The organism is Dyadobacter sp. SRI_021, from assembly GCF_057586235.1.
Genome location: NZ_JBYCZM010000002.1, coordinates 749114 through 764567, shown reverse-complemented (window position 1 = coordinate 764567; position 15454 = coordinate 749114). Strand labels below are relative to the sequence as shown.

Annotated in this window: 9 protein-coding genes; 5 read left to right on the top strand and 4 right to left on the bottom strand. The window is 50.1% G+C overall.

The annotated features are described in order from the left end of the window. Positions 1 to 3 precede the first annotated feature (3 nt). Genes AC2YIT_RS08530 through AC2YIT_RS08520 form a run of 3 tightly spaced genes read right to left on the bottom strand, consistent with a single transcriptional unit; the run spans position 4 to position 3997 of the window. Entirely contained in the window at positions 4 to 1785 is a 1782-nt protein-coding gene (locus AC2YIT_RS08530; protein ID WP_487278900.1) for a ComEC/Rec2 family competence protein, read from the bottom strand. A 6-nt stretch (positions 1786 to 1791) separates the two neighbouring features. Further along, complete coding sequence (locus AC2YIT_RS08525) at positions 1792 to 3069, bottom strand: T9SS type A sorting domain-containing protein (protein WP_430848378.1); 1278 nt, start codon at positions 3067 to 3069, stop codon at positions 1792 to 1794. After that, complete coding sequence (locus AC2YIT_RS08520; RefSeq protein ID WP_223409580.1) at positions 3050 to 3997, bottom strand: PhoH family protein; 948 nt, start codon at positions 3995 to 3997, stop codon at positions 3050 to 3052. Before AC2YIT_RS08520 ends, AC2YIT_RS08525 begins: the two co-directional genes overlap by 20 nt. A gap of 249 nt (positions 3998 to 4246) precedes the next feature. Here AC2YIT_RS08520 and dnaB point away from each other — a divergent pair, with 249 nt between their 5' ends. The 3 genes from dnaB (at position 4247) to AC2YIT_RS08505 (ending at position 7743) form a co-directional block, all read left to right on the top strand. Continuing rightward, positions 4247 to 5866, top strand: coding sequence for a replicative DNA helicase (gene dnaB / locus AC2YIT_RS08515; RefSeq protein WP_430848376.1), 1620 nt, complete (start codon positions 4247 to 4249; stop codon positions 5864 to 5866). 120 nt (positions 5867 to 5986) lie between these two features. After that, the gene (locus tag AC2YIT_RS08510) at positions 5987 to 7285 is read left to right on the top strand and encodes a C10 family peptidase (RefSeq protein WP_487278899.1); all 1299 of its coding nucleotides are present in this window, start codon (positions 5987 to 5989) and stop codon (positions 7283 to 7285) included. Continuing rightward, positions 7282 to 7743, top strand: coding sequence for a hypothetical protein (locus AC2YIT_RS08505; RefSeq protein WP_487278898.1), 462 nt, complete (start codon positions 7282 to 7284; stop codon positions 7741 to 7743). Before AC2YIT_RS08510 ends, AC2YIT_RS08505 begins: the two co-directional genes overlap by 4 nt. Before the next feature lie 155 nt (positions 7744 to 7898). Here the strand turns inward: AC2YIT_RS08505 and rlmD are convergent, their stop codons facing one another. Then, positions 7899 to 9317 (bottom strand): 23S rRNA (uracil(1939)-C(5))-methyltransferase RlmD, encoded by a 1419-nt coding sequence (gene rlmD, locus AC2YIT_RS08500; protein WP_487278897.1) that lies wholly within the window; start codon positions 9315 to 9317, stop codon positions 7899 to 7901. A 65-nt stretch (positions 9318 to 9382) separates the two neighbouring features. Here rlmD and AC2YIT_RS08495 point away from each other — a divergent pair, with 65 nt between their 5' ends. Both AC2YIT_RS08495 and AC2YIT_RS08490 read left to right on the top strand, forming a co-directional pair. After that, a complete protein-coding gene (locus tag AC2YIT_RS08495; protein ID WP_487278896.1) occupies positions 9383 to 11590 on the top strand; it encodes a T9SS type B sorting domain-containing protein in 2208 nt (735 codons plus the stop codon). Between the two features lie 434 nt (positions 11591 to 12024). Next, positions 12025 to 15420 carry a SusC/RagA family TonB-linked outer membrane protein gene (locus AC2YIT_RS08490; RefSeq protein ID WP_487278895.1) on the top strand — a complete coding sequence of 1132 codons (3396 nt, stop codon included), beginning with the start codon at positions 12025 to 12027 and terminating at the stop codon, positions 15418 to 15420. Positions 15421 to 15454: the final 34 nt, after the last annotated feature.

The window sequence follows — 15454 nt, the reverse complement described above, 5'->3', positions numbered from 1 at the left end:
CGTTTACGGTGCGGTAATGCGGATGATTTGCTGAATTTCATGGTTTACCGCATAGTTCTTTACATTGAAATCAAATGCACGGATATCCTCCGTAAACGACTTATCGCTTAAAAGGTAAAGCTTGTTTCCTGTTTTAAAGCTCAATACCTGATGTTTTGGAACCTGAAAAATTACCGGATCAGCATTCCAATATACATTCAAACTTCCTGCTATTGAAACAGTTGCAAAAAGAACCGCTCCTGCAACCGATACTTTTAACCCGCTCAGTGAACGGGCAAACCAGGCATACCAGATCGCAAAAAAGAGCAAGTACAGCAAAGCGACCTCCAATTTGTTCAAATGCAAATTTTCCAGCAAATGCCCCGGCAGCATCCGCGGAACTGACGCGGACCAATCGGTTAGCTTCGCCGAGAAAGTTACTAATTGCCCTGCTAGCCAACCCAGCCACGAAATTCCCGTAAGACCGATCAGCAGCACTACCAGTGCCGCAGGCAGCAGGATATTCGTAAACGCGACAACGAGCGGGTTGACAAGCCAGAAATAGGTCGGGAATTGATGAAAATAGAAAATACCGAGCGGAAATGTCGCGATCTGTGCCGAGAATGCCAATGCCGTAACCTGCCAGATAAATTTCAAAACGCGGTTTGCCGGTCTCAAAATGCCGTAAACAGGCTCGTAAAACAAAAAAATGCCCGCCATCGCCAGATACGACAGTTGAAATCCGACATCATACAATGCGCACGGGTCCAACAGCAGGATGATGAGAGCCGAAAATGCCAGCGTATTCATGGGATTATGCTTTCGTTCAGCGACTTCCGCGACAACCAGTACCATGCACATCAGCGCGGCGCGCTGCACAGAGGGCGGTAAACCCGTCACTAACGCATAAAAACCGAGCAATGAAGCCATCAAAATCAGATAAATCCATTTACCGAACCGCCAGCGCTTCACCCAGCCGAAGGACATGCTGATAGCCAGAAAAATAATCGCTACGTGCATTCCCGAAACGGAAAGAATATGCACGGCACCTGAGATCACATAGTCGCTCACCTGCTCGGCTCCAAGGTCGTCGCGCCGGCCCAGCAACATGGCCTTAACAAGCCCATACGCGGCGGAATCGCTCACATAGGTGCGAAACTGACCATCCGCCCATTCCGATACTGCTTCCGGCCAGTAAGAAGGATCCGTACGGGAACCCGCTGGAATCAGTTTGTACGAACGATCGTTCACAAATGCGGTAAAGAGAATGCCCCTGTTGCGCAAATACCCCGCATAGTCAAACTGTTCGGGATTTGCCGGTGCAGCAGGACGCTCCAACCGCCCGTTCACCAGCAGCAGGTCTCCGGCTTGTGGAATGTCAGAGAGGCTATCCGGCAGGTAAATCAATGCTTTCACAGGGTAATTAACCCATTGATTTTTCAAGCCGAATTGTTTGGTACGAACCTCAAAACGAATGGAATTACTGCGTTTTTCTGGTATAGCCGATACTTCGGCAGTATAAGTGGTGTATTCCAATACATCAAGCGAAGCAATTTGAGCATCCTTTTCCGCTTCAACCCTTATTTTGACTCCGGCTCCGAGCAAAAACAGCCACACCGCCAACGCGACAGCAAAGGCGGTCTGACGGCCAAACCGGTACAATAAGATACATCCGAGGCTCACCAGGGCCAATGCCGTTAAAACAAAAACAACCGGCACACCGCCGGTTGTACGCAATGCGTCGCCCGCCAATATGCCGGTTGCAAGGAATGTTACTACGCTGACAAACGGAGCGCGTGATAGCATGGATGTTTATCGTACAACAAAACGTTTCGTGATAGTCTTATTAGCAGTCGTTACCTTGTAATAGTACAAACCGCTTGGAAAGTTTTTAACGTTGAGATAAGTACGGTTGACGGTATCCTCCGTCACTTTCTGGCCCTTTTGATTGTAAACGGACACCGTGTAATTTTCGAAATTCGGTGTAAAGATGTTGGTAGTCAAAGTTTCCCGGACCGGATTAGGGTAAATTTCAACCAGTAATTCATTCGTCGAAATCTTCGAATACTCTACCATTTTCGCTCGCCTGGGGCTTAACGCGAGCACCGCATGCATCCGCTCCTTCTGGTCATTCGTAAAAATGCTCATGCAAACATCGGGCGAGTAATCCATGTAATTTTCGATCATATTACGTGTCACGGCCGTACCACTGCATTGCGAATAGACCGGCGAGCACGAGACATCCGTAGTCTCGTTTTTAGTATTGGCCGTTGGCGTATCATCGCAGTAATCGGTGCCGCAGGTGCTATCGCCCCAAATGTGGATCAGGCCCAACCAATGCCCCACCTCGTGCGTGGTGGTCCGGCCGAGGTTATAGATCCGGCTCGTGATCGCGTCGGAATTACGTCCGAAATAACGGAAATCAATGATAACTCCGTCCGTCAATGCATCGGTTTCAGTGTTTTCGGAAGTGGCGAGACCTGCGGTGCGATTGTTAAGCTCCGTTACAACGGGAAATTGGGAAGTTCCCAAATAGCGGTCATTCAGCCGGGTGACCCAAATATTAAGGTAACGGTTTGTAAACCAGGCAGGTGAGATATTTGCGAGGTCATCCGCATCGGTAATCGGGCTGAACTGTGAAGTCGCGTTATAAGTACGCACCACCGACACCAATCTGAAACGAATGCCTGTATCGACAGCCAGTGAATCGGTATAAAAGCCTTTGTAGCCGGATGTATTACCATAGTCCTCGTTCAGCACGTCGATCTGGCTCTGGATCTGAGCATCGGAGATGTTCCCGTTCCCCGCCCCACCGATCACATTATCGGCCCGGTTATGAACAACATGCACCACCACCGGAATCGTGATCACCTCGCTCGCGCTCGTACGTGCACCCGCAGCAGAGCGTACGTAATCCTGGATCGCCTGCTCCGATCGGATCCGCAGGTTCCTCAGGGCCGGGTTTTTCAATAGCCGAACAGAGTCACGTTCCGTGCTGGCGCAGCGTGTAACGAGTGAGTCCTGTGCTCTTCCGAGCACAGAAACCAGCAAGAGGCCGGCTAGCAACAGGCTATTTCTCCGATTTTTCATACGCAGCAAGAATGTCCTTCACCAAACGGTGCCGCACCACGTCAGAACCATCCAGTTCTACAAAACTGATCCCTTTAATGCCCTTCAAAACTGTCAGAGAATCGATCAGACCCGATTTAAGGTTCTTCGGAAGGTCGATCTGCGACTTATCACCGGTAATGATCGCCTTGGAGCTCGGGCCCATCCGGGTCAGGAACATCTTCATTTGCATCGGGGTGGTATTCTGGGCCTCATCGAGCAGAATGAATGCATTGTTCAGCGTACGCCCCCGCATGTAGGCAAGCGGCGCGATTTCGATAACCCGGCTTTCCAGGTACAATTTCAGTTTTTCCGGCGCGATCATATCATCAAGCGCGTCGTAGATCGGGCGCAGGTACGGATCGATCTTCTCTTTCAGGTCACCCGGCAAAAAACCCAGGTTTTCGCCCGCTTCCACTGCAGGGCGTGTAATGATAATTTTCCGTACTTCCTTGTTTTTCAATGCCCTCACGGCTATGGCCACGGCAGTGTAGGTTTTTCCGGTACCGGCCGGACCAATCGCAAACACGAGGTCATATTTGCCGGCCTGTTCGACAAGAAGCTTCTGATTGGGTGTTTTGGCTTTTACGACAAGCCCCTTGTTGCCGTAGAGGATTACGTCATCGTCGTCCTCGCCGGTGGCTGCCGGCATTTTAGCGATGCCGTTCAGGTAGCCTTTGACATTGTCGTTGGTTATTTTTCCATACTTCTGGTAATGTGCCAGAAGCGAGTCGATTACATCTGTGATTCGGATAATTTCGGGGGCAGTCCCCTGAATGCGGATCTCGTTTCCGCGTGAGATGATTTTACTTTCGGGGAAAGCGGCGGCAACTTCCTTGATATTCGAATTGTGAATGCCCAGAAAATCGACCATGGATACGTCTTCGAGTGTGATGATTTTTTCCAGCAAATGAATCAGTGTTTAATGTTTCTCTATTGTTTGTAAAATTTAGTAATAATAACCAACATTTGTAAAACATAATCGTCGAAAAAACAATTAACCGCCCAAATCCCGGACGAAAAAATCAGCGTTTCCGGACCAAGTCTTTCATTATCAGACACGGACAAAAAAAGTCGTGTGGCAGAAAAAAAATTATTGCGCCAAAACTCCCCGTCGCCGCTTTCGTTGAAGGCCTCCAATGATTAACTTTGTCTTAATATGGAAAACGAAAAGGCATCTAATAACTACCCCAGGAGTGGCTCCAAAACCGGCAACGGTACGAAGCGGGCTTTCACTCCGAGAACGCCATCCAACGATCAGATTTTCAGCAAATTACCCCCACAGGCCATCGATATGGAAGAGGCGGTCCTGGGCGCGCTGATGATCGAAAAGGATGCCCTCACGGCGGTCGCGGATATCCTCCGTCCGGATAGCTTTTATAAGGAGTCGCATGTGCGTATTTACAGCGCGATCGTCACGCTCTTCGCAGACTCGGAACCCATCGATATGCTGACGGTGACGGCCAAATTGCGCAGCACCGGAGAACTTGAAATGGTCGGCGGGGCATCGTACATCATGGAGCTGACGAGCAAGGTCAACTCCGCGGCCAACATCGAATTCCACGCCCGCATTATCTCACAGGCTTATATCAAACGGGAGCTCATCAAAGTATCGTCTGAGATTCAGCGCGAGGCCTACGAAGATACGACCGACGTGTTCCGGTTGCTCGACAAAACGGAACAATCGCTTTTCGCGATTTCAGAGTCCAATATCAAGAAAAATTACGCCGACATGGGCGCGCTCATGCGCCAGGCACTGGCCGAACTCGACCAGAAAAAGAATAACAAGGACGGTCTCACCGGGGTACCATCCGGTTTCAGTGCACTCGACAGGCTGACTTCCGGCTGGCAGAAGACGGAATTGATGATCCTCGCGGCTCGCCCCGGTATGGGTAAAACCGCGTTCGTCGTGTCCTCCCTCCGGAATGCGGCGGTGGATTTCAATATTCCGGTGGCGATATTCTCTTTAGAGATGTCGTCGGTACAGCTTGTCAATCGTTTGATATCCGCTGAGGCTGAGATTGATAGTGAAAAAATCCGTAAAGGAAGCCTCGCACCGCACGAATGGGAGCAATTGCACCACCGCATTCACCGGCTCACCAATGCCCCCATTTATATTGACGATACCCCTGCCCTTTCGGTACTTGAACTGCGTGCCAAATGCCGCCGTTTGAAAGCCCAGCACGACATTCAGATGATCGTAATCGACTACTTGCAGCTGATGACCGGCGATACCGGCGGGAAAAGCCCGGGTAACCGTGAACAAGAAATCGCGATGATTTCACGATCATTAAAAAACCTGGCGAAAGAACTCGACGTGCCGGTAATTGCCCTGTCACAGCTGAGCCGGGCCGTTGAAACGCGGGGCGGTGAAAAGCGTCCGCAGCTCTCCGATTTGAGGGAATCCGGCTCGATTGAGCAGGATGCGGACATGGTAATATTTTTATATCGTCCTGAATATTATGGCATTACAGAAGATGAAGCAGGTAACTCGGTAGCAGGTGTAGGTGAGGTAATTCTGGCTAAAAACCGTGCGGGTTCGCTGGATACGATCCAACTTCGCTTTATTGGTAAATACACCAAATTCGCCGACCTCGATTCAGGTTTTACGCCTGCTCCATTCTCGATCGACCGCCCGATCCAGACCTCAAATCCGATATCCTCATTCGAAAGCCAGGCCAAACCTACCGCACCTCCCATGGGCGGAACACTCCGCAGCCGGGCCAATGATCTGAGCAATTTCGATTACAAAGGCCCCGATAGCGAGCCGCCGTTTTAAGATAATCGGCAAAAAATTACCGTTTGCACATTCTCCAGTTACCGCTTGGTTAAAGGATTGTGTAACCGCTTCACTAAGTTAATTCATTTGGATAGTCATCATTCTAAACAGACTATCCAAATGGAAAAAACTTCATGCAAACTTCTCATTACCGTTCTGGCGCTCTGCGCCCTCATTCAATGCAGGCAGGAAATCAATTCTCCCTCGCCTGATGTGCCCACGCATTCGAACTCACTGGTTATCACGGCAAAAGAAGCGCAAAAACTGGCGCTGGCAGGACTATCAACCCCGTCAGACGCCACCTCCAGAACCTCTGCCGCTGCTACCGGGACTACGAAACGCATCAAAAGCATCCGCACCTTGAACGACGACGAGGGTAACCCATTAATGCACATCGTGCATTTTGAATCAGACGCCCGCCCCGACGCCGGTTTCGTCATCATCGCAGGCGACAAGCGGGTAATCCCCATCCTCGCTAAAGGCGACAGCGGCACATTCAACCCCGACGGCGAAAATCCCGGTCCACGCATTTGGATCGAGCACGCAAAAGCCGAAATAACAGCTGGCAAAAAGGACGTTGCCACGCCGGAAAAGGGGGTTGAGCTGATGTGGCGCAGGCTAGCAGAAGGTAATTCACTCACAGACAGCCGAGCGAACAACGAAGACCCTATCGATCCGACGAATTGCCCGCCGGATACTTATTACAGCAGCGGGACATTGATTAACTCGCATTGGGGGTCATCAAAGGCATACAGTATGTATTGTCCCTCAAAGAATTGCGATGGTTGTCCAACGGCAAACGCCGGTTGTGGCGCGGTCGCGATTGCTCAGGTCTGGAATGCCAGCTGTAATCAGAAACCCGCGACTTACTCCATTGCGCCTGGGCCCGTAACCAACTACAACTTTCCTTTAAACAATTCAATTTCGACAGCCAATTGTACGTCCGCAAATACGGCTGATCAACAGATTGCCAATATGATCCGCGTCGCTGGAATGTATGCCGGCTCCGACTATAGCAACTTTGGCTGCAACACCGTAACCTGGCGCGAAAATATCAAAAACGCATTTCAGGCAGCCGGCTATTCGAATGCTGGCAAAAGGTCAGCATTCGGTAATGTTTACAATGACGTCAGAACAGAGTTAACGAGCGGCCGTCCGGTAATCATGGATGGCACAAATCAGTTTCTTGGCTTTAACAACTGGCACATCTGGGTAATCGCAGGCATTCAGGAAACCATTCTGCATGGCGTCGTAGAGCTCAACGGTGCGGCAACCTGTATGGCGTGGACATACAATTTGTACTACTTGAACTGGGGCTGGAAAGGATCGGATGATAACTGGTACGCCCTGGGAAACTTCGTAGGAAATGGACAAAATTATGACACAGCACTGAATGTAACCTACGGAATGAGGAAATGATGAGAAAAATTAACGTACTGATCGGGCTGATATTCGCCATCGTATTAGCATGCAGTCCCCGGGAAATCGCCATCGTGTCCGGCATGACCTTCAATTCTCAATATGAAGCGGATCATACTTACCACGCCAAATCCAAAACGACAGTGTATTACGACCAAATTCATACCCGCACATTGACTTTCAAAAGCGGGGATACGCTGATCGTGGAGGATAACGGGAAAGTGACGTCAGTCGTATATAGACTCGACTTTTACAACTGGTATGGCAAGCAGAAGCTCGCCAATGCCATTTACGACGGCGTAGATTCCGCATTCAAGAGGAGGACTATCAGAATCACGTTGAACGAATTCGAAAAAGAGAAATTCGCCCTTGTAACCAGCGAAGTAATGAACGGTGATTACGACCCTGCCGCCGACTCGGTTTGGACTTACTATAAATACCGGGATCCGAATAAGTAATGCATCATCAGGTGGGGTCATTTTGCGGTCAACTCTGGTCAAGTGTGGTCATGTATTATCAGGTGTGGTCAAGAGTAGTCAGGTGTAGCAAGATTGTCGGAAAAGAATCAAGTGGAACAGTATATGACAACCTGACTACACCTGACTACAAATGGCTACACCTGACCATTCCCCTGGCCACGCCTAACTAACAATGCCACATTCTCCACATGGTGCGTATTCGGGAACATATCCACGGGTTGCACGCGCGTTACTTCATAATCATCGGACATTAATGCCAAATCGCGCGCCTGCGTGGCCGTGTTGCAGCTCACATACACGACGCGTTCAGGAGCGGCTTTCAGGATTGTTTCAATCACCGGCACGTCCATTCCCGCGCGTGGCGGATCGGTAATGATCACGTCAGGGCGCCCGTGCGTGTGCAGGAAGCCCTCGTTCATGATCGCACGCATATCGCCCGCGAAGAACGAAGTGTTCGTAATGCCGTTCAGCTCTGAGTTAATGCGGGCGTCCTGCACGGCTGCTTCCACGTATTCCACCCCTACCACTTTCTTCGCATTGCGGGCTACGAAGTTGGCGATGGTACCGGTGCCGGTATAAAGGTCATAGACCGATTCATTTCCCGTAAGCTGCGCATAATCTCGCGCGACGCTGAACAGCTTGTATGCCTGCTCCGAGTTAGTCTGATAGAACGATTTCGGCCCTACGAGGAACGTCAGGTCCTCCATCGTTTCGCGAATTACCTTTTCACCAGCGTAATGGATCACTTCCTGGTCTTGATATGAGTCATTCCCTTTCAGGTTTACGATATAGTTCAGCGAAGTGATTTCCGGATGGTTTTGATGCATAAATTCCATCACTTCCGCGATAATTTCATCGTTTTGCTCGCCGAACTGCACGATCACCATCACGTCGCCAGAATTGGCTGTACGGATGATCACGTTACGCATGACGCCTACATTAAAACGTACGTCGTAATAAGGATACCCTTTTTCCTCCGAAAATCGGTGCAGCGAGTTCCGGATCGCATTCGACGGGTCAGGTTGGAGATGGCAATGATCTACGGTGAATATTTTATCAAAACGCTTCGGCACGTGAAACCCCAAAGCGGTTTTGGTAAAAGGTTGTCCCGAATCGAGTTGCTCTTTCGTCAGCCAGCGCCAATTCGAGAAAGTAAATTCCAACTTATTGCGATAGTATTCGGTCTTAGGGGCAGCGATAATCTCGTTAATCTCAACATTTCTGATCTTTCCGATCCTTTCAAAATGATCCACTACCTGCTGCCTTTTGAACCTGAGCTGATGCTCGTAGCTGATATGCTGCCACTTACAGCCCCCGCACACTCCGAAATGTTCGCAATAGGGTTCTGTACGTAAAGCCGATTGTGAATGGATTTTCGTAACAATGGCTTCCTTCAATTTTTTCTTGGTGCGAACGACTTGAAGATCGACGATGTCACCGGGAGCCACATTACCTTCCACAAAGATTACGCCGTCTTCCGATTTAAATATACATTTGCCTTCTGCCGCAAAATCGGTAATTTCAACGTACTCGTACTTGTTACTCTTAGACATTATTTCCTGTTTTAATTACTAATCCCAACATCCTATCGGATCAATTTTACTGCCGCATCATTCTCATGAAAAAACGGTTCATCTTATTTATTCTGATGCTGTTTGCCATTTGCGACGCCAGCGCTACACACATCGTCGGCGGGCAGCTCTTCATCACGCAAACCCAGGATCCCCGGTACAATTACAACATGGGCCTTACGATGTATTTCGATGCCCTCAATGGTAATCCCGGCGCAGAGGACCCGTTCGTCACGATTTATGTATTCAGAAAGCGCGACAATGTGCTCATGGGCTCTCTTGAAGCCCCAAAAATAGAACGAAAATCGGTCAACTACGCAAACCCGCTCTGCGGAATCTCGACACTTCAAACCTGGCAGATCACTTACAGCGCCGCCGTACGCATCATTCCCACTGACTTTGACGATCCGCAAGGCTATTACATGGTGTGGGACCGGTGTTGCCGCAACGGGACGATTACGAACATTCAGGCACCTGGTGACGCGGGAAGCCTCTTCTATCTCGAGTTTCCGCCGCTCTTCAAGAATAATGCTAATTTCAAGAACTCTTCCCCCGTTTTTCCGGAAATTCAGGGTGACTATGCCTGTGTAAACTCACCTTTTCAGTTCAATTTCGGGGGCACCGACTCCGATGGCGACAGCCTGGTGTATTCGCTCATCACACCTATGCAGGGCTATGCCGACAAGGCCAATCCAAGTGCTCCTGCCCGGGGCTCCTCCAACTATCCGCGACTGACGTGGATCGACGGCATTTCGGTCAGTAATATGATTCCGGGTCCCGATCCATTGAAAGTAAACAAGTCGACAGGAATGCTGTCTGTGACAGCCGGTTCCGTCGGCTTATATGTGTTTGCAGTGCAGGTAGAAGAATACCGCAACGGCGTTAAAATCGGGATGCTCACGCGTGATTTCCAGCTTAAAGTGGTGGACTGCCCCAAAATGGACCCGCCTAAGTTGCTGTTCAAACCCAAAGGGAAGAATACCTACTATACTGAAAACGAGATCATCACGATCAAAAAAGGCGATCCGGAGTGTTTTGAAGTAATGGTGACAGACCCGACCGTCAACCAGGTTGTGGCCGTCGACGGCCATGCAGTGAACAATTCGAAAGACTATTTTACGCTGCTGCCTGCCCAATTCACCACCAAGGTGCCGAACGACACACTCAAATTCCAGATTTGCCTCGAAGATTGTTTCGTCACGTACGATAACCGCCCGATCAAGATCCAGCTCATTGCGCAGGACGGTAGTTGCCCCTTTCCGCTGACCGACACGTTGAATATCTACATTCGCCGCGAGAGCAGCGGCAATAATGCACCCACCGTGACGACCTCCCTCGCGAGCGACTACGTACATGTGACCGCGGGTGTACCCGTGACGTTCGATGTGTATGGAAAAGACCCGGACAAGGATAACCTGGCTCTTTCGGGTCGCGGTCAGGATTTCAATATGGCCGACATGGGAATGGATTTCAAGCCTGCCAGCGGCCAGGCCACCGTACAGCAGAAGTTCACCTGGATCCCTCCTTGCAATGCTAAGAAAGGCGACACCCTGGCCGTGGATTTCAAGGTAGAAGATATGCGCTGCGAAGGCAATCCGATGCCCGTTTCGAAGCCGGTATATTTCATCGTCGATGAATCGCCAAACCGGGCGCCATCTGTAAAAACTTCCCTGCCCGTCCAGGAAATCACTTACCAGATCGGCAGCTCATCCGGTATTAACTTCGATGTACTGGCAAGCGACCCCGACACCAATATGATTGTTCTTACGGCCGCTGGGCGCGGATTTGATATGAAGGATGCCGGAATGATTTTCGAGGCTAAAACAGGCGTAAAATCGGTCACTTCTCCTTATGCCTGGAATCCTGAATGCGCCGTGCTCAACGGCCAGCCCGAACAGACCTTCCTCGTCGACTTCGTTACCCAGGATAAAAGCTGCGCTGCGGCCACCGACACCACCACAGTGAAGGTCACCATCAAGGACAATGGCTCTACCCCATTCCCCGAGTTCCCGAATGTGATCACCCCTAATGGCGACGGCAAAAACGACTGCCTTGTGTTTGACGAACTGCCGGCCGACAATTGCGATGATTATTTCAAAGACATTAGCGTGTTTAACCGGTGGGGCAAACAAATCTATTATTCCAGGGTAAGGCCCGATAACTGGTGCCCCGACAAGATCTCCGGCGGTTACTACTACTTCCTCATACAGTATACCAAACGCTCTTACAAAGGAGGGCTGACAGTCCTTAAATAACTATTAATCAAACAAATATCCCGCAACATTTTTATGAATGTTACGGGATATTTGTTTAGCATGCTATATACTATATATACTTAGAATATAAATTACTTGTATTAAAAGTAATATAATTTTAATGCTATTTATTCATATTAAAAGCATTATACTTTTAATACATTTTATAATAAAATACAGTATCATTCATTTTACATGTTTGATACTTTCTGTGTTGACAGTCCATACCAGGCATTCCCCACTTTTAAAAGTATTCCCGCCGCGATGTAACGTTCCCGCGCCGTCTTCATCTTTTAAAAAGATAAATAAATACAGATAGATTAATAAAAAATCTTATTAATTTATCAACTTCGTTACTGCGTAGAGTTTCTACTAGCCTGGAATCTATTCTACGCAATGACAATAACTGCTCGTACCTCTAAAATCTCTTTTGTATGAAGAAAATGTACCTTCTGTACAGCACGTATTTATTAAGCCTGCTGTGCCTCATTCTTGGGAGTTGTTTCACGCTCCATGCACAAAATGTGAGAGTTACCGGAACCGTCATTTCCGCTTCGGACAACTCGGCGCTCGTGGGAATATCCATCCTCGTAAAAGGCACCAACAATGGCACTACGTCCAACGCAACGGGCGAATACGCGGTCAATGCACCCTCCGGCGGAACGCTGGTTTTCTCATTCGTCGGTTTTGAAAAACAGGAAGTAAAAGTCAATAACCAGAGCGTGATCAACGTGGTCCTGAAAGAGGATAACCAGCAGCTGAATGAAGTGGTCGTAACTGCGTTGGGTGTTAAACGTGAGAAAAAGCAGCTGGGTTACACCGTTTCGGAAATCGCCGGTGCGAAAATGGCCGCCACGAACGAGCTGAGCCCCATCAGCGCATTGCAGGGACGTATCCCCGGCGTGCAGATCGACCAGGGCGCCGGCGGGCTTATGGGTAACACCAAAATCCTGATCCGTGGTAACTCTACGCTCGGCGTCAATAATCAGCCCATTTTCGTCGTTGATGGCGTGATCCTCGACAACGATGTATATGACGGCAGCAGCGGCCCCCGTGATTTCGGTAACTCCCTCAAAAACCTCAATATGGAGGATTTCGAGAGTGTTTCGGTGCTGAAAGGCTCCGCCGCGGCCGCATTGTACGGCACACGGGCGATCAACGGGGTGATTCTGATCACGACCAAAAAAGGCGCACAGCGAAAAGGCATCGGCGTGAGCGTTTCGCAGACGTTCAATATGCAGAAGCCCTATCGCGGCCCCGATTTTCAGAACGAGTACGGCGGCGGCACGGTAGGCGCATTTTTCACCGATACCCGTGACCCGAATTACAAGCCGGACGAAAGCTGGACGACCAAGGTATTCCCTACCAATGCCCAGGGCCAACCATACATCGACCGGCAAATGAATCGCGAACTCGAAAACTGGGGCCCGCGATTCGCAGGCCAGCAAGTGGTTGATTACGACGGTAAAATGACCACATACCAGGCCTATCCCAACAATTACCTGGATGCATTCCAGACCGGGAAAGGTAGCCTGACAAACGTGGCGATCGACGGCGGCAATGAACGCTCGACGTTCCGGTTTTCCTATAACCGCGTCGACAGCCGGGGGATCAATTTCAAAAACAACCTCGACAAGAATGCATTCAACCTGCGCGCAACCCAAAACCTGAACAAATTCCTCGTAGCCGACGTCACTGCCGACTACACCACCACCGAAGGCACCAACCCGCCTTCACTCAGTCTGAACAACTACATCTGGATTTTCCCGCGCAACTACGATACCAAATACTGGATGCAACGCCAGAATTACCTCGGCTACAAAGGAGGTTTGCGGAACGTGAGCGACGTGAATGAGCCCAATTTAGTGCCCGGCGCCGATTACTGGTTCAATATCTTCGAAAACAATTACAGCCAGCGGGAACAAATGGTACGCGGGCGCCTCGCACTGACCGCTACCGTTACCGACTGGCTCAAATTGCAGATAGAAGGTAATTTCAATAACCTGTACACCAAAAGCGAAATCAAGGAACTCGGCCAGGGCGTAAACTTCACGGGCGGCCGCTACGCGCTCGGGCACTCGACCAAGCAAACGAATTTCATGAAATGGCTCGCCATTTTTAACAAACCCATTACCAAAGACCTGGATTTCAATGGCTACGTCGGTGGAGAATCGCAGCAGTACAGCCTGTCGTTCAACAATGCCGAAACGGTAGGCGGGCTGTCGTATCCCGGCAACTTCTTCCTTGCCAACTCGGTACTATCGCAAAAGTCGGAAGGCGGGATCAAAACACGTCGTTCTTATAAGTCATTGTATGCTAGCGCTGACTTCGCGTGGCGCGAGCAACTTTTCCTGCAAACTACCTGGCGCGGCGACTGGTCATCGGCGCTTACCTATTCCAATGGTTCGGGAAACAACTTTTACAATTATCCTTCTGCCAGTTTGTCCTGGATTTTTACGCAGTCATTCCATTCTTCGCTGCCCAACTGGCTCAGCTATGGAAAGCTGAGAGGGAACCTGGCCGCATTGGGTGGTGATATCGAGCCGTTCCTGCTCAATCCCGGCTTCAAATTCGGGGGCTACACCAATGCAGGCGGCTTCGGCGACCAGGCGCTGTCCACATTCAGCGCTCAATCGACTTTGCAGACCAATATCAAGCCGTTGCGCAAAATCGCCAAAGAAATCGGTTTGGAAGTGAAAGTACTGAATAACCGCCTCGGGCTCGATCTATCGGTATACCGCGATAATTCCCGTAACCAGCCGATCCCTATTTCTGCGGCCATAGAGACCGGCGTGAACAGTATTCTGATCAACGCAGGAAATATCCAGAACACCGGTATCGAGATCGCGCTTGATGCAACACCGGTTAAAATCGGTGCCTTTTCCTGGAACAGTACGATAACATTTTCCCGTAACCGAAACAAAATCATCGAGTTGTACGGTAACCGCGAGTACTACGCCCTGGCTGACGAATCAGGGGGCGGCAACGACCTGATCCCCTATGCCAAAGTGGGCGGTACTTACGGTGTGATCCGCACCAAAATTGCCGCGGCACGTTTCCAGGGTACCGATGCGAACGATCCGCGCAACGGCCTGCCGATCCTCTCCTGGCGCGGCGACGCGCGTGCGGCTTTCCCCGCGCGCAGCAATGAATGGAAAGATGTAGGTGATATCAATGCCAAATTCCGCGGCGGATGGGATAACACATTCTCTTATAAACGGTTATCACTGAATGTGCTGTTCGATGCCAAAATTGGCGGGGATATGATTATCACCTCGCTCCGCTATGGTACGCACACTGGTATTTTCAAAAACTCGCTGCAAGGCCGCGACGCGGATCACGGCGGAATCGTGTTTCAAAGCAAGTTTGATGGTAAAACCTATGACGACGGTATTTTGCCCGAGGGCGTTTTTGCGGCAGGACAGACCATCACGCAACCCGATGGCTCGAACGTGAACGTCGGCGGGATGACTTTCAGGGAGGCTTACGAAAAGGGGCTGGTTGAACCCACGCATTTACCGCAGTACAATTACCGCTACGGATCCTTCTCAACGGCAGTGGGCGATTACTGGATTTCGGAAAACTCATGGATTTCGCTGCGTCAGGTGTCGCTCAGCTATCAGTTTCCGCAATCGCTCTGCGAGAAAATCAAGCTCAATGCATTGTCGGTCAACCTCGTAGGACGCGATTTGCTTTACCTCTACAACACATTGCCGTTGAACTTCAATCCTGCATCAAACTTCTCGAACAGTACGGCGGTGCAGAAGGAAGTCGGTTTTATACCGCCGATGACCCGCGCCCTGGGCGTTACCCTCCGTGCGGCATTCTGATGTAACCGTTTTTTGTTCAGCCATTTTCAAAGAA